Origin of the sequence: Amycolatopsis coloradensis, from assembly GCF_037997115.1 — a bacterium.
Lineage (GTDB): Bacteria > Actinomycetota > Actinomycetes > Mycobacteriales > Pseudonocardiaceae > Amycolatopsis > Amycolatopsis coloradensis_A.
Genome location: NZ_CP150484.1, coordinates 6,214,181 through 6,235,979, shown reverse-complemented (window position 1 = coordinate 6,235,979; position 21,799 = coordinate 6,214,181). Strand labels below are relative to the sequence as shown.

Below are 21,799 nucleotides of genomic sequence, written 5' to 3'. Positions count from 1 at the left end.
TGATGGCGCGGCCGAGGGTGAGGAAGCCTTTGTGGATGTCGTCGCGGATTTCCCGGTTGCCTGCCGCGGCCGCCGGTCACCGTCACCCCGCGCGCAGGTTCTTGGGGCAGACCCGCTGTCCGAAAGTCCTCGCGTGATGGTCTTTTGGAGTGTATCAAGGGTTGCATTGTTGCCGTAACGGTACGTGACTGGGTACATCTTTCGGTGTTGCGCTCCGATGACCTCGGACACTGGAGAGTTTCCCGTCTGAGGCGATTTCTGGATCGGCAGGTAAAGGTCGATGTCCGTTAGTCTTTCTTTTCTCGAGTGGGACCATGAATTGGCGGCTGCCGAGGGTGACTTCTATTCGGCGGCGATGGAATGGCACTTCGGTCCGGAGACAGGGTCGCCGTTCTGGCTGTCCAAGGCGGACTCCCTCGGGTTCGATCCGCGCCGGGACGTCCGTACCCACGCCGATCTGCGCCGGTTCCCGAATGTGGTCGGCGAACTGCGGAACGTTCCGGTCGAAGCCCTGATACCGCGGGGATACGGTGACCGACCGGATGTGATCGGCGCCTTCGACAGCGGTGGCACCACAGGCGCGCCGAAGCGCGTCCTGCTGATGTCGGACTGGATGCGGCATTCCTTGACGTGGAAGTCGCTGCGCATGGACGACCTGGGATTCCCGTTCGACGCCAACTGGCTGACGATCGCGCCGAGCGGACCGCATATCTTCGGCAGGTTGATGGCCGAAGTGACCCGGATGCGAGGCGGCATCTGTTTCACGATCGACCTCGATCCGCGTTGGGTACGCAAATCGCTGGCGCTGGGACGCACCGAAGAGGCGAGCAGGTACGCCGACCATGTGGTGGACCAGGCGCACTCGATCCTCGAACAACAGGACATCGGCGTTCTCGTGGTGACGCCGCCCTTGCTCGTCCGGATGGCCGAGTCCGACCGCCTGGTCGACCTCGTCAACGAAAAGGTGTCGGTGATCATGTGGGGCGGGGCGCATCTGGACGCCGACACTCGCGCGGTCCTGCAGGGAGAGGTCTTCCCGAAGGTACGGCTTTGCGGCCAGTACGGGAGCACCATGATCTTGGGCGGGAGCATGGAGCGCGCAGGTTCCGGTAAGCCGGCGGGACAATGCGTGTTCGATTCTTTCTCGCCCTACACGACGTTTTCGGTCGTCGATCCCGACTCGTTGAAGGAGGTCGCCGAGGGCGAGCGTGGGCAGGTCGTCATGCATCACGTCAGCAAGTCCTTGTTGCTGCCGAACAACCTGGAGCGGGACCTCGCCACCAGGGTCGCCGCGCCGGCCGGAGCCTTGGGTGTCTCGGTCGCCGACGTCACACCCGTCGCCGTCTTCGAAGAGGCTCAGGTCATCGAAGGTGTCTACTGATGGCCGTCATTCCGCGCCTGGACACGCTCGGCCCTTCGAACACCTTCCGGTCACACCGTGTCGACGAGGTGACCGGTGTGGACGGGACCGCGCTTGCGGAGCTCAGCTTGGCGCCCGGTCTCTACGTGAAGCGCAGTATCGCGAAGATGCGGAAGGCGCGTCCGATGCCCTTGTCGGTACGGATCGACCGGATCGCGGCCGCTGGGGCACGGTTCTTGCGAACGGTCGACGGGGTCTCGCTGGACGAACACGAGCGACAGGTGTCGCAAGCGTCCGGCGTGGCGTTGTCCGTGGTCAGAGAGGCATCCCAGGCCATCGTGCGCAGCGCCGCGGCGGTGGGGGAGTCGGTGCGGCGCGCGCGCCCGCTCGGAACCGGTGACGATTGGCACGAGGTGTCTTCGACGGGAGCGGTCTGGACGCGCCGAGGTGACGTGCTCGCGGTGCAGGCACCGGGAAATCATCCCGCGACCCACGCCGCTTGGCTCGAGGCGCTCGCGTTGGGATACCGGGTCGCCGTACGGCCGTCGCGACGGGAACCGTTCACCCCGTATCGCCTGGTCCAGGCTCTCCGAATGAGCGGATTCGGCGCTGAGCAGGTGACTTTCCTGCCCACGGACCACACCGTGGCCCGGGAGTTCGTCGATACCGCGGATCTGGCCTTGGTCTATGGCGGAAGCGACGCCGTGGCCAGGTATCGGGACCGGGGGGATGTACTCGTGCAGGGACCGGGCCGCTCCAAGGTCTTGATCGCCGACGGCGACTGGGCCGAGCATGTCGACACCGTGGTGTCCTCCGTGGCCGGCTTCGGTGGCACCGCCTGCGTGAACGCCTCCGCGGTCCTGGTCGACGGCGAAGCGGCCGCTTTCGCGAAAGAGCTCGCCCGCCGGCTGGCCGCAGTCGCCGTGGTGCCACCGGCGAGCGAAGCGGCTGTTCTCCCCGCGTTCCCGTTGGAACGCGCACGGGAACTCGAGACCTACCTGCGGAGCGAGCTGGACGGTGGCGAGCTGCTGTCCGGCGGTGAGCTTCTCGAACCGTTGCCCGGTGGCGGTGCGGTCCTGCGACCGGCTGTCGTCCTGCTCGACCGTCCGGATCCGTCGCGGCTCGGTATCGAGCTTCCGTTCCCGTGCGTATGGGTCGCCCCGTGGTCGCCCGCGGACGGGATCACGCCACTTCGCCACAGCCTGACCGTCACCGCCATCACCGGCGACGAAGAACTGTTGGCGTCGTTGATCGAGGAAACCACCATCGGCAACCTTCACATCGGTGACCGGCCGACCCACGAGATGCGACCTGGCCTGCCGCACGACGGGCACCTGGCGGAGTTCCTGATGCGAAGCAAGACCGTGATCCGGGGCGACTTCGCCCACCACTGAGACGGCTTTGGTCGAATCGGAAGGACCGAAAGTGCTGAGCAGTCAAGACGAACTCCGGTTGTACAGGGCGGCCTCGCTGGCCGCCCGGTCGACCGCCCCAGGTGCCCTGGCCCGCCTTCTCGGGAATCCTGCCGCCGCTGACATCGACGATCGAGTCGAGTTCGATCACGTCGCGGTCCTCGTCTTTCCGGATTCCGAGACGGACGTCCGCGATTTCCTCGCCGAGGCAGGCTTCGAGACGGGGCCTTCCGTGCCGAGCCGGGTGGTCCGGTCCAGGCTCGCCGAGCGCCATCGTGTCGCCGAGGATGATCTGGACGTCACCATCGTCCACGCGTCGCCGATCACGGGCCTAGGTGGCGACCTGGAGATCTTCGTCCTCCCACGCGGCTCGGCCGAGAGGGTCGCGCCGGGGCTCATCGAGCGTGAGCGCGCGAGGGAGGAAGAGTCCCACACCGGTTGGCTGGTCGCGGAGGGGCAACTCGAGCGAACCCGGCGGACCTGCCGGGACGCCCTCGGGATGGAACCCGATGGTGGTGGCCACAATCCCCATGAAGACACCGGTACGGGCGGCCGGTCGGTGGTGTACTTCAAGGCTCCGGCAGGCGACAAGGAGTACCGCCCCCGGTTCGAACTGACCGCGCGAGGACACCACGCGGAGGTTCTCGCCGCGCACGTGGGGGAACCGGTGTCGATGCCCGACGAGCACACCGCTCTCCTGTCGCTCCTTGCCGGCCACTGGTCGGCACGTGCTCTCCACGTGTCCGTCGAGCTGGGGATCCCGGACGCGGTCGGCGACGAAGCGCTCGAGCCAGCTGAAGTGGCACGCCGTATCGGATGTGATGCCCGCGCCACCGCACGTTTTCTGCGATTCCTCGTGCGGGTGGGCGTGGTCCGGCAGCGAGCGAACGGTTGCTACGAGACGACGGAGAGGGGAAGGCTTCTCCGTGCGGACAACCCCTTCAGCGACTTGACCCGGCTCTACGGTAACGAGTTCTACGACGCCTGGAACGATCTCGCCGCGGCCCTGCGAACGGGCCGTACGGCCTTCAGCCATCACTATGGGGTGGAGCATTTCGACTATTTCGCCACCGCCCCGGAATCGTCCCGGACCTTCGACCGCGCCATGCAGGCCGTCACCCGCCTCGTCGCGGAGGAGCTCAGTCACTCCTGTCCTTTCCCCGCCGAAACGACCGTGGTCGACATCGGGGGTGGCAATGGCACACTGCTACGCACGATCGTGGACGAGCATCCCGGCGTGTCGGGCGTGGTGTTCGATCGAGCGCACGTCATCGGATCGGCGGTGGCCGAACCTGGCGGTAGGGTGCGCTTCGAGGCAGGCGACTTCTTCGAGGAAGTACCCGCGGGTGCGCAGACGTATCTGCTGTCCCGGGTGCTGCACGACTGGGACGACGAGGATTGCGACCGCATCCTGCACAACTGTCGCCGTGCTTGCGATGCCGGCGCCAGGCTTCTCGTGGTGGAGCGCCTGCTTCCGGGCGGCTCGTCGAGCCGGCCGGTCGATCTCGCCGAACCCTGGGATCTGCAGATGCTCGCGGTCACCGGTGGCCGCGAGCGCGAGCGGACGGAGTACGAAAAACTCCTGTACGGATCGGGTTTCCGTGTCGATCAGGTCATCGCGATGCCGGTGGACCTGAACCTTCTCATCGCCACCGCGGTCTGACCCGTCACAAAGCTCACATTTCGCGGGACTGCGTCGTCGTAGTGGACAGAAGATCCACTACGACGAAGGAGATCGCGAGTGCGCTGTTCGTTCCCAGTCCACGTAGAAACCGCGTACTGCGGGGTCGAGGAAGGTCACCCTGCTCGGCGAGGACGTCCATGGTGCGGTTGATCACGTAGGCCGGTGCCGCCAGCCACGCCTCCATCAGTATCGAGAGTTCACTGCCGACTTTCTGGCTGCCCTCGGCCGGGTCGCTGGGCGCACCTCTACCGGCTTAGGCGCTGGAGTGCACTCCAACGCAATCGGCAATCAGCTCGATGGGCACGTATGTTCGGCCAGCTTCCGCTCGACCAAGGTTTTGAGGAAGCGGAGACCGTCGCGAGCATCCTGGTCCGGGCTGATCCCGCGGCGGAGGAATCCGGTCTCCGCCGTGAGATAGCCGTCGAACCCGGTCTCGATCAGCGCGTCGACGAGTCCTTCCCAGTCACCGTCGCCCTTGCCCGCCGGCAACCGGACCTCCGTCGCGGTCGAATCGGAGATGTGTACTTGATGCAGTTGCCCACCCATGAGGTGGACATAGTCGCCGAACAACTCCTGCCGATGCGACACGTGGTTGCAGTCGAACATGACCTTGACGTTCGGCAGCCCGACATCCTCAAGGAGCTCCATGGCGTCCTCGCCGTCGTCGATCAGGTTCGAATGCTGCGCGAGGGGTTCGATGACGACCGTCACGTCGTATTGCGCGGCGTCGACGGCGATCTCCGTCAGACACTCGAGCGACCAAGCCCTGGCTTGCCTCCGCCGAGTGCCGAAGACGGTCCAGCCAGGTACGTAGAGTACCGTCCGGCCGCCCCATTCGGCGCACAGTTCGGAAAGCTCCTTGTAATGCTCCGCGGTCGCCCGCCGCTCCTCAAGGCTGGGGGAAGCCGGGTTGTAGCCGGGCCCGCCTCCGGGGGCCGCTCCGATTCCCGCCAGCTCCAAGCCGTGGTCGTCGAGCAGGCAACGGATCTCCCGGCGCCGCGCGGAGGTGAGATCCGGCGGGTAAGCGTGCGGGGCGGCCGCGCCGATCTCGATCCCGTCGAACCCGATCTTCCCGAGACGTTTGATCGTCTCGTCCAAGGTGTAGGAGGGAACCCAGGCACCGAAGCCGGAGTAGGACCACGTGTGGTAACCGAACTTGATCGTCATGATGCGGCTCTCCTTTGGCGAGTGGGATTCCGTCCGGCGCTGACCTCGGCACCGGCGGAGGGAGCGATACGAAGGAAGAGCAAGGCGCCGGCCAGCGCGATCACCGCACCGGCGAGAAACCCGGCGCGGAAGTCGGCCGCGGTCGGTGCCGAGCCGTCCGCGGCCAGGCGTACCGTGGTCGCGGCCACGGCGACGCCCAAACCGATGGAAAGTTGCGTGGTGGTGGCGTACAGGGTGCTTGCCGCGTTCATCGTCGCCGGTGGCACATCCGCGAAGGCGAGAGTGTTGGTCGCGGTGAAGGCCAGTGATCGGAAGACACCGCCCAGGAAACAGATGGCCGCGATCGTCGCGTCCGGCGTCGATGGGTCGAACAGCGCACAGGCGGCCAGCGAGACCGCGGAGAGCAGGCCGGCGACAACGAGGATCGGACGGAACCCGAAACGCCGCATGATCGGTGTCGTGACGGTCTTCGCCAGGAGATTGCCGGCGAAGACGGTCAGCACGAGCAGGCCGGACACGGCCGCGCTCATCCCGAATACGACCTGGAACAGCAAGGGCAGCAAGAACGGCACCATGTTGATCGCCAGTCGCAGCAGGCCTCCCTGCCAGGTGCACGCGGCATAGGTGGCGATCCGTAGCGGTGAGAGGTCGATCAACGGTGTCGGGTGGCGGCGAGCGTGTCGCACGGCGAGCGCGCCGATCGCCAGTCCGGTCACGATCAGCCCGCCGGCGAGGGACCACTGGGCGTGCCCGCCGCTGGTGGACTCGAGGCCGTACATCAGAGTGGCGATCGCGACGGTGCCGAGCGCGAAACCCGTGCCGTCGAACGGTCGGCGCTCGGTTGGCGACTCTTCGACCATGCGCAGTGCGAACACGAAGGCGACCAGCCCGAGCGGCACGTTGATCAGGAAGACCCACCGCCACGACGCATAGGTGGTCACCAAACCGCCGATCGGCGGGCCGAGAACGGGCGCCACCAGTCCCGGCCAGGTGAAGATGGCGGTGGCCGCCATCAGATCCGCCTTCGGCGCGATCCGCAGGACCAGCGTGCGGCCCACCGGCACCATCATCGCCCCGGCGAAGCCCTGTACGACCCGGGACGCGACGAACTGCCATAACGTCAGCGCCACCACACAGAGCACCGAGGCGAGGACGAATCCGGCGATCGCGGCACAGAACACCTTCCGGACCCCGTAGCGGTCTGCCAGCCACCCGCTGAGCGGGATCATCGCGGTGGCCGTCAGCAGGTAGGCCGTGACACCGAGACCGGCGTCGACGGGGCTGACGCCGAACGATTCGGCGATCGCGGGCAGGGCGGGGATGATGGCGGTGCCATCGAACATCTCCATGAAGAACGCGCCGGCGACGAGGACGGCCAACGGCCGGACGTTCGTGCGGCAGGGTTCGGCCGGTGGGATCACTGGAAAGCAGCCCGGAGGTAGTCGCCGAGGAACACACCGTCCGGATCCCAGCGTCGGCGGAGTTCGATGAAGTCGCGCCAGCGCGGGTATCGTGCGGCCAGGTCGGCGGGTTCGCGGAAATGTACCTTCGCCCAGTGCGGTCGTCCTTCGTGGCGTGCCAGCAGGTTGTCGATGACGGAGAACGGCTGGGACCAGGTGTCGGACATCCGGCGGGCAGGCAAGGCGCACGTCACCCCGAGGTAACAGGTGTCCCGCTGGTAGCTCGGACTCAGCCACGCGCTGTCGGCACCGGTGAACCGGACGTCCACCGGTGCGTTGATCCGCAGCCCGTGCCGGGTCACGGTGTCGGCGAGTTCGGTGATGGCTTCCGCGGCCCTGGCTACCGGAATTCCGTACTCGAACCCTTGCAGACGGGATGGCACCGAACCGAGCAGGGCCTCGTCGCAACGCAAGACACTGGACCGGGCTCGGCCTTCGATGCGGGCGGCCAAGGAGTGAACCAGTCGAGCCGCGGCCGGACTGAGCCGGTTGTTGGTGAAGTCCAGGGGCAGCCCGCGGGAACCGGAAAGGACCGGGGGCATGGTCTCGCCGGTCGGATCGGCCCGCCAAACCACCGCCTGCGAAGTGTGCGGATACCACCAGAACCCGCCGTACCGGGCCGTGCGGAGTTCGTCCAAATCACCCAGGATCTCCTTCAGCGGCGTCCGGGCGATCGTCTTGCGCAGTGTGTGCGCGGGGACGACGTCGAGGGTCAGTGCGGTGACCACGCCAAGACAGCCGAGATGCACGCGAACGGCGTCGAACTCGGGTTCGTCGTCCGTGACGGTGCGGACGGCGCCGTCCGCCGTCACCAGCCGGACGGACCGGAGATGGCTGGAAAGGGTCCCCATCGCGGGGCCACTACCGTGGGTCGCGGTGGCGACCGCGCCCGCGACGGTCTGTTCGTCGATCGCACTCTGGTTCGGCAGCGCGAGCCCTTCGGCCGCCAGGTGCCGGTTCAACGCCCGCAGCGAGGTCCCGGCCTTCACGGTGACCGTCATCCGTGCCCGGTCGATGGAGACGATTCCCTTGTGGCGTATCAGATCGAGCAGGGTACGACCGGCAGGCGAGACCAGACCGGCGTACGAATGCCCGGCTCCGGCGACACCGATCCCCTGGGCCCGATTCCCGCGGTCGCGCACGATTTCGCAGATCTCATCCTCGCCGTCGACGATCTCGAGCCGCTCCGGGATACCTCGGACCGTTCCGCTCCAGTTCTCCCATGAGGTCTGCCGACGGCCTGCCGAGGTGGTACGTGGAACAGCCATGGCCTACGCCTCCAGCCGGGTTCTGCGGACTACCTCGTGATCAGTTTGTCGGCGAACTCCGACGAGGACATCGAATCCTTGGACCGCGTCTCGAAGTACCAGTTCGCGAGTCGCTTCAACCCGGTGTGAAAAGGCATCTCCGGCACCCAGCCGAGCCTCTCCCGCGCCATGGCGGCGGACGCGACCCGGTTGTACGGCCCGGTAGGCATGTCGGGAAGCGGCTTGATCCGCGAGTCGAGGCCGGTGATGTCGAGGATGAGCTGTGCCGCCTCGCGGACCTGGATGCCTTCCTCGGTGCCGAGGTTGATCGCGCTGCCGTCACGAACATGCTCGGCGGCCAGCACCAGTCCGCGGACGATGTCGGTGACGTAGGTCCAGTTTCGCACTTGCGTGCCGTCGCCCCAGATTTCGAACGGCGCCTGCCGCAGAAAGGCACGGCCGACCATCGCGGTCAGGGCGTGGCTTTCCGGGCAGCGTTCCCCGTAGACCGTGAACAAGCGGCAGGAAACGGAGGGGAATCCTGCTTCGGCGTGCATCGCCGCGAGCCGCAGTTCCATCATGAGCTTGGCCCACCCGTACAGACCGTCGGCTTCGTAGGGCGGACCGACCTGCGGCTCGGTGAGCCGCACGTCCTCGGTGACGTCGCCTTGAAGCTCGACCGGATAGACACAGCCGGACGACGCGTAGACGAAGTTGTCCACGCCGGCCACCATCGCGGCCTGCGAGACGACTCCGTCCAGGACGAAGTTGCTGGAGCAGGCTGTCTGATGCAGATCGATGAAGCCACGCCCACCGTGGACCGCGGCGAGATGGAAGACGATCTCGATACCGTCCATCGCCGCGGCCGCGACCTGAGGATCACGGAGATCCGCGTGAACGAACTCCCAGCCCGCGGGCGCGTCGTCCAGGTTGGACAGTTTGCCAGAACTGAGGTCGTCCACGACCCGTACCGTCGCGCCGGCGTCGATCAGGTACTCCACCAGATGAGAGCCGATGAAGGAACAACCACCGGTGACCAAAACCCTCTTACCGTCCCAAAAGGCCTGTCGCATCAGCTTTCCCCGATCTTGAGGTGAGTACGGGCGAGCTTGAAAACCTGGTCGAGATAGGCGTTCCCAGTGGCTCGTCGGAGAGACCACCAGGTGAAGTCCTCGTGTGCGGCGTCGATACTGGGGTCGTCGCCTGACCATGCGTGGGCGAGAAAGGTCATGTTGACCGTGTGCGTCGTCGCGCCGCCGTGGGCGGAAGCGTCGAACACGGTGGAAAAGGTGCCCAGCGGTACGGACAACGTCAACCGCAGACCGCATTCCTGCTCCGCCGTCCGCAGCGCCGCGCTCTCCAGGGTCTCGCCCTTCCGCATTCGTCCGCCCTGCAGCCACAGCGAACCGGCCTGCGGCTCCTGGCGACGCCGGGTCAGCAGGGCGAAGCCGCCCCGGACGACGAGGGTGTCGACACAGACCAGCGGCATCCGCTCCACGATGTCCCGGTAGGACTCGGCCGGGATCCACTCGCCGGTGACAGGGACGTTTCCAAGTCGCCAGTCAAGGGTGATCCGCTCCGAACCCGGCCCCTCCGTCGATGCGGATGGGACCGGTGACAGTGATCGAGTCGGTGAAGGGGTTGTCGTCGTGCTGTCCACAGTGATCAACCCCTTGGCTTGTGTGACCAGGAACTCGTTCAAGACCCCCATAACGTGATTTTTCAAGGGGAAATGCACAATAGGGCAGAGTTGAAACCGAGGCGTTCGATGGGGGCAGTTGCCCTTTTTTCCCTTCTGTCGACAGGCCTGGTTGACATCCCAGGAACTTTCTGTCAGGCGCAAGCCTGTTCACCGTCCGCAGTCGACTTATTGAGAGGTAGGCAAAGGTGACGTGTTCGTCGACTGGCCTGAAGGGAACTTTCGCTGCGTCTGACACGGTGATGGGCCCCTTTGCGTCCTGCTGGTGACGCCGTGTTGTCGAGTTGAGCGCGCCCAATATGGGGAGTCGGGTTTTCTAGGCATACCGCCAGGTCATGGCTACCCTTGATGACGCCACGCCCACCTCTCGCAACGGAAGGGCCCCGTTCTGGAACTCCTACGCGCGTTTGTCGCGGGTACCGGAGACGGACGAGCTAGAGAAGATCGAAATCCAGCACGAAGATAACGCCGCTGCCATCAGGCGTCGCGGTGCGGTGGTGGGTGAACCCTGGATGACGGGCTTTTCGCGTGGAAGGAAGGCGTCCGCCGCCCGGGGGTGGGAAAGCTCCTAGAGTGCATCCGGACCGAAGCGGTGGACGGTCTGTGCGTGTGGCACCTCGACCGGCTTTCCGCGAACCCAAGGACCTGGAAAAGCCGGTCGAGCTCGCCATGGACGGGTTCAAGATCATGTCCGCGCACGGCACGCGGGACATCTCCAACCCCGACGATCTGTTTATTCTGCGGAGCGAGGTCGCGGACACCTCGCGGCGGATCAAGCGCCGGTTCGAAAAGTTCCGGGAGTCCGGCCGCACCACCGGTGGTATGCGCCGGTCGGTGTCACCGAGGGCTTGGGTGACCTCGACCATGGTGGTGCCGCGGTCGCGGGCCACCGAGCGTCGGGGGCGAGTCAGGACGACGTCCAGCAGTATCTTCAGTAACGAGCGCGGCCGGGGATCGTGGTCATGTCCGTCGCCCGCCCTCAACGCCTCACTGCGGTTCGCGACCGAAGATCTCGAAATCGGTGGCACCCGGATCACGCGGGGCGACTCGGTCACGCTCTCGGTCGGCGCCGCCAACCGGGATCCGGACCGGCTCGTGCCCGGCCGGGACACGACGGGGACCATCGCCTTCGGTCACGGTATCCATCGTTGTCTCGACGCGGCGGACCAGATCGACGGCGGAACGCGTGTCGACGATGAGTTCGCGGTGCCGGTACCGGAGGGCTGGCGCTCGTGGACCCGGGGCGCGGGATGTCGTCGGTCGACGGGGTCATTCCGGAGCAGGGCTGGAAGATACACATCTCGGCCACAGCCGATCAGTCTGACCACGTGGTGCGAAGCGCGTCGCGGGCGATGTGGTGTTCAAGCACTTGCGGTCTCCGGGCTTGGTGTGGCGGCCAAGGTCGCCGTTGGACAAATCGTCCTGGTGAGTGCCGCACCGACTGCGATGGGGAGAACAGTCGCGATTAGTGATGTTCCGAACACGGGGAGCAATGTCGCCTCGCGAAGCCCGTTCCTTGCCCTGGAGGCGTTCGCTGCGTGAGTAGCAACCTTCACAATTTATGGAAATGATTATCGTTCTCTGTTAGAACCGGGGATACCGCCTTAAAGTCACCGCCTCGGAGGAAACGAATGAGTTCCACGCCCGTGTCCGCGAACCTCGCCGCCGTTGCCGAGCACGTGGCGGAAGTGCTCGGTCTGTCCGACGACGAAGTGGACGCCGACGCGCTGCTCAGCGAGCTCGGGCTGGAGTCCTTCACGGCCGTGCGTCTGCGCCGCAGGCTGCTCACGGAGCTGGAGCTCGATCTGCCGCTGACCGCGTTCCTGGGAAGGGCGACCGTGCGCAGCGTGGCGCGAGGCGATCGAGACCCCGGCCAGAGCGCGGACGAAGCCTTTCCGCTCACCCCCATCCAGTCCGCCTATCTGGTGGGACGCGAACCGCTGTTCCCGCTCGGCGGGGTGGCGACGTTCTTCTACCACGAATACGACCGGGTGGCCGAAGCACCGGAGGCCGACTTGGCCGCGCTGGAGACGGCGTGGAACCGGGTGGTGGCCCGGCATCCCATGCTGCGCATGGTCGTCACGCCCGACGGGCGGCAGCGCGTGCTGTCCGAGGTACCCGAGTACCGGTTCGAACTGGTCGATCTGCGCACCTCGGCCGACCCGGAGGCCGCGCTGATCGAGCTGCGCACCGAACATTCGCATCAGGTGCGCCCGGCGGACCGGTGGCCGCTGTTCGACATCCGCGCGACTTTGCTGCCCGGTGGCCGCACCCGGCTCCACGTCGGCATCGACGTCCTCACCGCGGACCTGGGAGGCTGGTTCCGGCTCATGCGCGAGTGGGGTGCCTTCGTCACCGACCCGGACGCCGTCTTGCCCGCGCAGACGACGACTTTCGCCGAGCTCCTGCGACGGCGTGCCGAGGATCCCGCCGAACGGGAGCGGTCCGAGGCCGACCGTCGCTATTGGACGGAACGCGCGCTGCCACCCGGCCCGGCCTTGCCGTGGCTGGCTTCGGCGGCCGAACTCGGCGTCCCGCGATTCACGCGCAGACAGGGATGGCTCGACGAGACCGAGTGGGCGGCGCTGCGCGAACGTGCCGCCTCCCGCGGCATGAGCCCGACCGGTGTGCTCCTGGCCGCCTTCGCCCTGGTCCTCGACCGGTGGGGCGCCACTGAGCCGTTCAGCCTGAACACCACGCTCTTCGATTCGTTCGCCGCCGACGACACTCCCGGATCCGAAGACGTCATCGGAGACTTCACCACCACCGTCCTTGTCGAGACGGCAGTGCCGAATCTGGCTTCGTGGCAGGGATTCGCGGGTTACGCGGCCGCGGTCAACCGGCGGTTCTGGTCCGATCTGGAGCATCGATCGGTGTCCGCTCCGGAGCTCGCGCACCAGCCGGACGAGCTGACCGCCGCACCCCGTCATCCCGTGGTCTTCACAAGCGGCGTCGGCTTGTCGGGCGAGGGACCGGCACCCGCGGACTGGCTGGGGCGCGAGGTGTTCGGAGTCTCCCAGACACCGCAGATCCTGGTGGATCACATCGTCTACGACGAGGCGGGACGACTGAAGATCGCCTGGGACATCGTGGACGGGGCACTGGCTCCGGACGTCGCGGACGGGATGCGCGACGCCCATGTACGGCTGCTGCGCCTGCTGGCCAGGGACGACGACGCGTGGACCGATCGCGCCCTCGGCTGGGACCCCGCTTTCCTGCCCTCGCCGCCGCTCACCGCGGTCCCGTATCCCGACGCGGGCCCCCTGCTGGGCGATCCCGTCCGAGCGGTCGCCCTGCGGCATGCCGACGCGCCTGCGATCCTCGCCCCTGGCCGGACCCTGTCCCACCGCGAACTGGCCGATCGTGCCGAGCGTGTCGGCGCGGCGCTGGCAGGAGCCGGGCTGGGACCCGGTGCTCTCGTCGCCGTCGCGGCCGACAAAGGCGTCGATCAGATCGTGGCGATGCTCGGGGTCGACCGCAGCGGCGCCGGTTACGTTCCCGTCGAGCCAGGCTGGCCCGACGCCCGGGTCGCCGCGGTGTGCGAGCGCGCTTCTATCGGGCACGCCGTGGTCACTCCGGGAACCGGAACGCGGTGGCCCGAAGGGACGACCGTGCACCGGCTCACGGGGGAGGGCGTCCTGTCCGGCCCGTACGGTGAGCCTCGCGTCGCCGAGCCGTCTGATCTGGCGTACGCCATCTTCACGTCCGGATCGACCGGGACTCCCAAGGGCGTCGCGATCGAACACCGTGCCGTGCGCACCACCCTCGACGACCTCGCCGAGCGGTTCCCCCTGCGCTCCGACGACCGGGTGCTCGGCTTGTCCGCCTTCAGCTTCGATCTCTCCGTTTACGACGTCTTCTCGGTCCTGGGCGCCGGCGGTGCGGTGGTCCTGCCCGACCTCGGACGTCAGCGCGACCCGGGCCACTGGCTGGAGCTCATGGCCGAACATCGGGTGACGGTGTGGAATACCGCCCCCGCCTTGCTGGAGATGCTCGTCGAGTACGCCGAAATCGATCCGGAGGCGGCCAGGTCCGCGGTCGCGAGCCTGCGCCTGGTGTTCCTTTCCGGAGACTGGATTCCCGTCACCTTGCCGGACCGGTTGCGCGCACTTGCGCCCGAAGCGCAAGTCGTCTCGCTCGGGGGAGCGACTGAGGGCTCCATCTGGTCGATCTGTCATCCGATCGGCGACGTCGACCCCGCCTGGCCGAGCATTCCCTACGGACGGGCACTGACCGGCCAGTCCTTCCACATCCTCGACTCGGCGGGCCTGCCGTGTCCCGTCGGGATCGAAGGTGAGCTGAACATCGGCGGCGGCGGGCTGGCCAGGGAGTACATCGGTGATCCTGTGCAGACCTCGCAGCGCTTCGCGCATCACGACATCCTCGGACGGAGGCTCTATCGCACCGGCGACCTCGGCCGCTGGCGTCCCGACGGCACGATCGAGTTCCTGGGCCGGGTCGACCGGCAGGTCAAGATCCGTGGGCACCGGATCGAACTCGGCGAGGTCGAATCCGTCCTCGACCGCACTCCCGGGGTGCGCAAGTCGGTCGCGAAGGCCGTGCCCGGACCGGATGGCCGGCCACGCCTGGTCGCCTTCGTCGCTCCCGCCGACCCGGCCTCCCCGCCGGCCGACGAGGACCTGATCGCGCTGCTGCGCACCTCGGTGCCGGAGTTCATGGTGCCGGGCCGTTTCGTGCACCTCGCCGAATTCCCGGTCACCGGCAACGGAAAGGTGGACTACGCCGCGTTGGGCAATCCGTACCGTCGTGCGGTGGTCCCCGTGCCCGCGGCCCCGGTGGTGGAACCACCGTCGGAGATCTCGCTGTCGCGTGCCGAAGCGACAGCCGGCGGTCTCGGTGCACTGGTGGAATCGGCGGGCGAGCGCGGCCTCGGGGTGACGATCACGGTCGACGCCGGCAGGCTGAGCCCGGCCGAGGCACTCGCGGCCGCGGCGGACTGGGCTTCGGAGGCGCGCGAGCGGGCCGCCGGGAGGGGTTTCGAGCTGGTCGAGCGGCTGCCGGAATCCGGTGTGCTGGCGATCGACCTCGGCCGGTCCTGGATCGCCGCGGAACCGCGCGCCGCACTCGTCGAGACCGTTGCGGACTCGCCGGATCCCGCCGTCGAGCGAGCGGTGACCGAGGTGCTCGAAGATCTGCTCAAGACCACTGTGGACAGTCGTGTTCCCTTCCTCGAGCTCGGCGCGACCTCGCTGACCCTGGTGCTGGCACATCGTCGCATCGCCGCGGACCTGGCGCCCGGATTGACGGTGGTCGACCTGTTCGCCCATCCGACCGTGCACGATCTGGCCCTGTTCATCAGCCGCCGTCGGCAGGGTGACACGGCGCCTGATGCTCCTCCCGCGGTCGGCACAGGGAACGAGGGCGACGCCGCGTCTCGCAGGCGGGCCGCGCGGGCGCTCGCCGCCGAGGTGGTCCGATGAGCCTCATCGCCGTCACCGCCGTCGCGTGCCGTTTCCCCGGCGCGCCCGACACGACGCGGTTCTGGGAGTTGCTGCGCGACGGTCGCGAGGGACTTCGCCGGTTCACCGAGGACGAGCTCGACGCCCGGGGCGTTCCGGCCGCACTGCGACGCCACCCCGACTACGTCCCCGTCGGCGGGATCATCGAGGGACAGGAGTTGTTCGACCCGCTGCCCTTCGGCCTCACCGACGCCGAAGCGGCCCTGATGGACCCGCAGCAACGGCTGTTCCTGGAATGCGTGTGGCAGGCGCTGGAGCGGTCCGGGCACGGCGGCGGGACAGGCGTGGGTTCGGTCGGCGTCTTCGCCGGAGCGGCGCACAGCGCGTATCTGACAGCGAATCTCGCGGGACGCTGGGATCCCACGGGCGGCGGGGCCGATCCTCTCGGCAGTTTCCAGACCGCGATGGCCACGCAGACGGACTACCTGCCGTTGCAGACGGCCTATCGGCTCGACCTCACCGGGCCGGCGATCAGCGTCAACACCACCTGTTCGACGTCCTTGGTCGCCGTGCACCTGGCCGCACAGGCGCTCCAGGCGGGGGAGTGCGACATGGCGGTGGCGGGCGGTGTGTCGCTGATCGTGCCGCAGGGGCACGGTTATCGGTACGTGCCGGAAGGGATCTTCTCCGCCGACGGGCGGGTGCGGGCTTTCTCCGCCGAGGGCACCGGAATCGTCTATTCCCAAGGCGTCGGTGCGGTGGTCCTGCGCAGACTGGAGGACGCCCTCGCCGACGGCGACCCGATCGCGGCGGTGGTGCACGGCAGCGCGGTCAACAACGACGGGGCGGGCAAAGCCGGGTTCGCCGCGCCTTCCGTGCGCGGCCAGGCGAGGGTGATCGCCGAGGCGCTCGCGGTTTCGGGCATCGACCCGCACGAGGTCGGTCACGTGGAGGCGCACGGCACCGCCACCCGGCTCGGCGATCCGATCGAGATCACCGCCCTGCGCAAGGCTTTCGGTCACCAGGGACCCGCGTGGTGCGGCCTCGGCTCGGTGAAGAGCAACATCGGCCACGCCAACTCGGCCGCCGGGATCGCGTCCTTCATCAAGACCGTGCTCGCGCTCCAGGAACGCACCCTGCCCGCCACGCTTCACGCGCGGCCGCTCAACGACCGGCTGGACCTGGCCGGATCGCCGTTCGACGTCGTCACCGAGACCCGGCCGTGGGACACCCCGCCGTACGCGGGGGTCAGCTCGTTCGGCATCGGCGGCACGAACGCCCATGTCCTGCTCGGTCCCGCGCCCGATCGTCCCGCTCCCGAACCGGATCCGCGTCCCCAGGTACTGGTGTTCTCCGCACACGAGAAGGCCGCTCTTCCCACGAGCGTGGACCAGGAAAAGGAGTGGGCGGACGTCGCGCACACGCTCCAGGCGGGCAGGCCCCGGCTGAAGCACCGGGTGGCCGCCGTGACGCTCGACGACGGCGCCGTCCGGTTCGGTGCCCCCGCCGTCGCCGACGGGCCACCTCGGGTGGTGTTCGCCTTCCCCGGTGGAGGGAGTCAGCGCGCGGGCATGGGGGCGGACATCTACGCCGCGGAACCCGTTTTCGCCCGCTGCGTGGACGAGTGCGCCGCGCTCTTCTCCGGACATCCGGGTACCGACATCCGTTCGGTGGTGCTCGGCGGTGACCAGACGGCCGCGGTGGCCGCCGCGACCGGGTTGCCCGCGCTGTTCGCCGTCTCCGTGGCGACCGCGCGCCTGCTCGAATCCTGGGGAGTCCGGCCCGACACGGTGCTCGGGCACAGCCTCGGCGAGTACGCGGCGGCCGTCGTGTCCGGTGCGCTGGCCTTGCCCGAGGCGGCACGGCTGGTCGCGGCGCGCTCCACCGCCATGGCCCGGGCGGCGGGCGGCGGGGCGATGCTGGCCGTCCCGCTGGGCGAGGAACGGCTCACCGGAATCCTCTCGCGGCACCCTGAAGTCGATCTCGCCGTCGTCAACGCTCCCGAGGCGTGTGTGGTCTCCGGCCCGGCCACCGCCGTCGACGCCCTGGCTTCTTCGCTGTCCGCTGAAGGGATCAGGCCGACGCGGCTTCGGCTGGATTCCGCGGCCCATTCCAGGCTCATCGAACCCGCGCTCGGCGCGATGCGTGACGCGGTGCGGGGTTTGACGGCGGACGTTCCCCGGCTGCCGGTGGTCAGTTCGCTCACCGCGGCCCCCGTCGACGGGGAGTTCGCCGATCCGGAGCACTGGGTGCGGCAGCTGCGCGAGCCGGTGCGGTTTTCCGCGGCCCTCGGCACCGTCCTGGCCGATTCCCGGCGCACGGTCCTCGTCCAGGTCGGTCCCGGTGCCACACTCGCCGCGCTGGCTCGCGGACGCGGTGCCGCGCAGCTGACCGCCACACTGACCACGTTCGACGCCGACAACGGCGGTGCGGACCTCGTCGCGTGCCGATCGGCGCTGGGCGAGCTGTGGGCTCACGGAGGGGACGTCGACTTCGCGGCCATGCACCGGCCGGGGCGCCGCCGGGTCGTCGCGCCCGGATACGCCTTCCAGCGGCGCAGGCACTGGATCGAGCCCGCCAGGCCGGGTGCCGATGAATCCGCCGGAGAGCTCCTCCAGGTACCCGTGTGGCATCAGCAAGCCCCGCTCGCGTCCGGACGGGTGGACGGCACCTGGCTGGTCACCGGCGACGGCCACGAGCCCGTCACCGAAGCACTCACTCACGCTGGTGCGCGCGTGGTGACCGAGGCCGACGGCGGGCCCCTGCGCGGAGTCGTCAACCTGGTTCCGGCGGGCCACGAGCCCGAAGACCTCCGGGCAGCCGTCTTCGAGCACGCCGCGGTCGCCGCGATGGAGCCGCGCCCCGAGGTCTTCCTGCAGGTCACCACCGGAGCCTGCCGGATCGGCGAGGCGGACCGGCCCGCTCCCGCGAGCTCCGCCGCCCGAACCCTTCCCCGGGTGATGGCCCAGGAAACACCAGGCTTGCGCTGGCGCACGGTGGACGTCGCGGACAGCGCCGCCGACGCGTCCGGCGTGGTCGCGGAACTGGCCGACCTGCTCACCCCGGACGCGCGACCCGGTGCTGAAGTGGCCCTGCGGACCGGAAGGCGCTTCCTGCGGACCTTCGCGCCGTTCCCGGTGACTCCCGAAGCGCCGTCGGCCGAAACCGTCCTCATCATCGGCGGCCTCGGGGATGTGGGAACCACGATCGCGCAGCATTTCGCCCGGCACGGGTCCCGCGTCGTGCTCACCTCACGGTCCGGAGACGATCCGGACCGCCTCGCCCCGGTGCGGAGCTTGATCGCCGGCGGCCACGACGTCTCCGTGCGGGTGGCCGACGCCGCCGACGAACGGGCGACCCGGGCGCTGCTGGCCGAGATCCGCCCCAACCTGGTGGTGTTCGCCGCCGGTGTCGTGGCCTCGGCCGACCTCCGCCCCTTGCGCGCGATCGGACCGGAACACCTGGACGGCCACCTGCACGCCAAGGTGGCGGGGGTGCTCGCCCTGCGCGCCGCGATCGACGCGCTCCCGGTGGAAGCGAGGCCGCAGACGGTTCTCCTGATGTCGTCGGCCGGAACGCTCGTCGGCGGGATCGGTACGGGACCTTATGCGGCGAGCAACGGTTTCCTCGACGCCGTGGCCGAAGCGCGCCAGGCCGAGGTTCCCCGTTGGGTCAGCGTGGTCTGGGACGCGTGGAAGGTCGGTCCACTGGGGACGGAACGCGAAGTCAACCTCGGCTTCGCCCTCGACGCCACGACGGGCATGGCCGGCCTCGACGGTGTTCTCACCGCCTGCCGCGCGGGTCACGCCCCTCCGGTGATCGCGGTGTCCACCACCGACCTCCGGGGCCGGATGCGTCGTGCGGCCGTCTCCGCCGCGCACCACGGCAAGGCGGAGGCCGGTGGGCTGGAGCAGATCGAATCCGTTGTCGCCCAGCTGTGGTCGGAGTTGTTCGGATCAGCGGTCGAAGCCAAGGACGCGGACTTCTTCGCGCTGGGCGGGCACTCCCTGGTGGCGACACGAATGCTGGCGGCGTTGGGTGAGCGCTACGGTGTCCGGCTCGGTCTGCGCGACCTGCTGGCCGAGCCGACCGTGGAGGGCCTGGCGACGCGGATCGCCGCGCACGCCGGTACGGCCGCGAGCCTCTGCGCGACCTCGGCGGGGGCCGGTATCGACGCCGACGGCACGTTCGGCATGACGCGGGTGCAGCACGCCTACTGGGTCGGGCGTGAGGGCGGCTACTCCCTCGGCGGGACTGCCTGTCACTTCGCGCTGGAGTACGACTGCCCGGACCTCGACCTGGACCGCTACGAGACGGCGTGGAACCGGGTCATCGACCGGCATCCTCTGCTGCGGGCGATCACCACGCGCCACGGCCGGATGCGGGTGCTCGACCACGTGCCGCGCTACCGCGTCCGGACGCTCGATCTCACCGCCGTCGATCCCGGCAAACGTGAGGAGCGCCTGGCCCGGTTGCGCGAGCAGGTGTTCCGGCAGCCGGGTCCGTCCGACCGCTGGCCCCTGGTCCAGGTCCGCGCCGCCAAGCTGGCCGACGGCCGGACCCGGCTGTTCCTCGGCTTCGACGTCTTGATCTGCGACGCCGGCAGCTACTGGATCATCGACCGGGAACTCCAGCACTTCTACGAGAATCCCGGCGCAGAACTCCCGGAAGTGGGCGTCACGTTCGCCGAATGCGTGGCCGCGCTGGAAGCCCGCCGGGACACGGGTGAAGGGCAGCGCGCCGCGGACTACTGGCGGGCCCGGCTGGACACCCTCCCGGAGGCACCGGCCTTGCCGGCGGACACCACTGTCGCCGGACAGGCACGGTTCGTCCGCCGGGCGGCCCGTCTCGACCGTTCCGAGTGGACCGCGTTCAAAGCCGCCGCCGCCCGGCACGGCGTCACTCCCACCGCGGCCCTGCTGGCCGCCTACACCGAAGCCCTCGGTGACTGGGCGGGCCAGGACCGGTTCGCGGTGACCCTCACGCTGTTCGACCGGCCCGCCGTCCACCCGGCCGTCGATTCCGTGGTCGGGGACTTCACTTCCTTGCTGCTGCACGAGTCCGAGCGTCCGGGCGCCGATTTCGCCGCCCACGCCCGCCGGACGCAGGACACGCTGTTCGCGGATCTCGATCATCGCGAGTTCTCCGCGCTGGAGGTCCTGTCCGAACGCGCCGCCCGGACCGGGGCGCTCGCGTCGGTGCCGGTGGTCTTCACCAGCGCGGTCGGCCTGGCCGACGTCGTCGGGAATCGAGACCTGCAGTGGGCGGGGGAGCAGGTCGGCGCGCTGAGCCAGACACCGCAGACGTGGCTGGATCACCAGGTCCTCGAACAGCGAGGTGAACTGCTCGTCCAGTGGGACGCACTGGAACCGGTGCTCCCGCCCGACGAGGTCGACAGGGCGTTCGCCGCTTACACCGGGCGCCTGCGTGAACTGACCGATGCGGCCGCCTGGCACGGGTGGCCGACGGAAGACGTGGCGATCACGCTCCGGGAGGGAACGGGCGGCAGAACCCTGTTCCTGCTCCACCCTTCCGGTGGGGACGTGCTGTGTTACGGCGGACTGTCCCGTGCCTTGGACGAGCGGCTGACGGTCGTGGGGATCATGGACCCTGGCCTGATGGGGCACACCGCGCCCACCGATCTCACCGTCCTGGCGCGCCGCTACGCCGAGGTGCTGTGCCGGGTCCAGCCCACCGGGCCGTATCTGCTCGGTGGCTGGTCCATGGGCGGCAGTCTCGGCCACGAAGTGGCTCGCGTCCTGCACGAGCAGGGCGCCCATGTCGAACTGCTGGTGATGCTCGACTCCAACGACCCGACCTACATCACCCCGGTCACCGGTGACGTCGAAGGTGAGGTGCTCGTCCGGCATCTCGGTGCGCTGGAGGCGTTCCTGGACATCGATCTCGGTTTCGGCGACCCCGGACGGCGGGACGCGTTCCTCGCCCTCGATCAGGAAAGCCGTCTGCGGGAGGCCACCGAATGGTTGCGAGCACGCCGGATCCTCGGCGCTCGCGAAGCCCTGGGTGACCGGGTGGCGGTCTTCGAACGTCATCTGGCGGGGCTGGCCGCCCACCGCCCCCGCCCGCTCGGCGATCCCGCGACCCGCACCGTCCTGGTGCGCGCCGATCGGCGGTCGACGCGCAACAGCGGCATCGGCATGGGGGTCGATGACACCCCCGCCGGGCTGAGCGACCTGGGCTGGTCGGCACATCTGGCGGCACCTCCGGTGGTCACGGGGATCGACGCCGACCACTACTCACTCATGCGGGGTCAGGGCGCGGACGTCGTCGCGCGTCTGCTCGACGACGCCCTCAAGCCCTTCCTGTGACCGACATCGAGAACGGAGTCA

12 protein-coding genes are annotated in these 21,799 nt (G+C 68.6%); 6 read left to right on the top strand and 6 right to left on the bottom strand.

Annotation, left to right across the window (positions count from 1 at the left end; translation table 11 throughout):
- The first annotated feature begins 319 nt into the window (after window positions 1–319).
- From LCL61_RS29160 to LCL61_RS29150, 3 genes are read left to right on the top strand one after another with little or no spacing between them, the layout of a single operon-like run.
- On the top strand, window positions 320–1,381 hold the full coding sequence (locus LCL61_RS29160; protein ID WP_321183882.1) for an AMP-binding protein: 1,062 nt from the start codon (window positions 320–322) through the stop codon (window positions 1,379–1,381).
- Window positions 1,381–2,754 carry an aldehyde dehydrogenase family protein gene (locus LCL61_RS29155; RefSeq protein WP_340682715.1) on the top strand — a complete coding sequence of 458 codons (1,374 nt, stop codon included), beginning with the start codon at window positions 1,381–1,383 and terminating at the stop codon, window positions 2,752–2,754. Before LCL61_RS29160 ends, LCL61_RS29155 begins: the two co-directional genes overlap by 1 nt.
- A 31-nt stretch (window positions 2,755–2,785) precedes the next feature.
- Window positions 2,786–4,435, top strand: coding sequence for a methyltransferase (locus tag LCL61_RS29150; protein ID WP_340682714.1), 1,650 nt, complete (start codon window positions 2,786–2,788; stop codon window positions 4,433–4,435).
- A 13-nt stretch (window positions 4,436–4,448) separates the two neighbouring features.
- On the opposite strand, the gene LCL61_RS29145 is transcribed toward LCL61_RS29150, so the two are convergent.
- The 6 genes from LCL61_RS29145 to LCL61_RS29120 all read right to left on the bottom strand — a co-directional run bounded on the left by LCL61_RS29145 (window position 4,449) and on the right by LCL61_RS29120 (window position 9,819).
- Window positions 4,449–4,640: a hypothetical protein gene (locus LCL61_RS29145; RefSeq protein WP_340682713.1), complete on the bottom strand. Its 192-nt coding sequence runs from the start codon at window positions 4,638–4,640 to the stop codon at window positions 4,449–4,451.
- A 104-nt stretch (window positions 4,641–4,744) separates the two neighbouring features.
- Window positions 4,745–5,623 (bottom strand): sugar phosphate isomerase/epimerase family protein, encoded by an 879-nt coding sequence (locus LCL61_RS29140; RefSeq protein ID WP_340682712.1) that lies wholly within the window; start codon window positions 5,621–5,623, stop codon window positions 4,745–4,747.
- Window positions 5,620–7,044: an MFS transporter gene (locus LCL61_RS29135; RefSeq protein ID WP_340682711.1), complete on the bottom strand. Its 1,425-nt coding sequence runs from the start codon at window positions 7,042–7,044 to the stop codon at window positions 5,620–5,622. Before LCL61_RS29135 ends, LCL61_RS29140 begins: the two co-directional genes overlap by 4 nt.
- Window positions 7,041–8,351, bottom strand: coding sequence for a D-arabinono-1,4-lactone oxidase (locus LCL61_RS29130; protein ID WP_340682710.1), 1,311 nt, complete (start codon window positions 8,349–8,351; stop codon window positions 7,041–7,043). The genes LCL61_RS29135 and LCL61_RS29130 overlap by 4 nt, the downstream gene beginning before the upstream one ends.
- Before the next feature lie 29 nt (window positions 8,352–8,380).
- On the bottom strand, window positions 8,381–9,403 hold the full coding sequence (locus LCL61_RS29125) for an NAD-dependent epimerase/dehydratase family protein (RefSeq protein WP_340682709.1): 1,023 nt from the start codon (window positions 9,401–9,403) through the stop codon (window positions 8,381–8,383).
- Window positions 9,403–9,819 (bottom strand): NUDIX domain-containing protein, encoded by a 417-nt coding sequence (locus LCL61_RS29120; RefSeq protein ID WP_340682708.1) that lies wholly within the window; start codon window positions 9,817–9,819, stop codon window positions 9,403–9,405. The genes LCL61_RS29125 and LCL61_RS29120 overlap by 1 nt, the downstream gene beginning before the upstream one ends.
- 819 nt (window positions 9,820–10,638) lie before the next feature.
- Here LCL61_RS29120 and LCL61_RS29115 point away from each other — a divergent pair.
- The 3 genes from LCL61_RS29115 to LCL61_RS29105 all read left to right on the top strand — a co-directional run bounded on the left by LCL61_RS29115 (window position 10,639) and on the right by LCL61_RS29105 (window position 21,778).
- Window positions 10,639–11,571: a hypothetical protein gene (locus tag LCL61_RS29115; RefSeq protein ID WP_340682707.1), complete on the top strand. Its 933-nt coding sequence runs from the start codon at window positions 10,639–10,641 to the stop codon at window positions 11,569–11,571.
- Window positions 11,572–11,660: 89 nt separating this feature from the next.
- Window positions 11,661–15,470 (top strand): amino acid adenylation domain-containing protein, encoded by a 3,810-nt coding sequence (locus tag LCL61_RS29110; RefSeq protein ID WP_340682706.1) that lies wholly within the window; start codon window positions 11,661–11,663, stop codon window positions 15,468–15,470.
- A complete protein-coding gene (locus LCL61_RS29105; RefSeq protein ID WP_340682705.1) occupies window positions 15,467–21,778 on the top strand; it encodes an SDR family NAD(P)-dependent oxidoreductase in 6,312 nt (2,103 codons plus the stop codon). Before LCL61_RS29110 ends, LCL61_RS29105 begins: the two co-directional genes overlap by 4 nt.
- The last annotated feature ends 21 nt before the right edge of the window (window positions 21,779–21,799 follow it).

Coding starts and splice junctions, on each gene's coding strand:
- LCL61_RS29155 (WP_340682715.1), top strand. CDS start 1,381: ATGGCCGTCATTCCGCGCCTGGACACGCTCGGCCCTTCGAACACCTTC.
- LCL61_RS29145 (WP_340682713.1), bottom strand. CDS start 4,640: ATGGAGGCGTGGCTGGCGGCACCGGCCTACGTGATCAACCGCACCATG.
- LCL61_RS29140 (WP_340682712.1), bottom strand. CDS start 5,623: ATGACGATCAAGTTCGGTTACCACACGTGGTCCTACTCCGGCTTCGGT.
- LCL61_RS29130 (WP_340682710.1), bottom strand. CDS start 8,351: ATGGCTGTTCCACGTACCACCTCGGCAGGCCGTCGGCAGACCTCATGG.
- LCL61_RS29125 (WP_340682709.1), bottom strand. CDS start 9,403: ATGCGACAGGCCTTTTGGGACGGTAAGAGGGTTTTGGTCACCGGTGGT.
- LCL61_RS29120 (WP_340682708.1), bottom strand. CDS start 9,819: ATGCCGCTGGTCTGTGTCGACACCCTCGTCGTCCGGGGCGGCTTCGCC.
- LCL61_RS29110 (WP_340682706.1), top strand. CDS start 11,661: ATGAGTTCCACGCCCGTGTCCGCGAACCTCGCCGCCGTTGCCGAGCAC.
- LCL61_RS29105 (WP_340682705.1), top strand. CDS start 15,467: ATGAGCCTCATCGCCGTCACCGCCGTCGCGTGCCGTTTCCCCGGCGCG.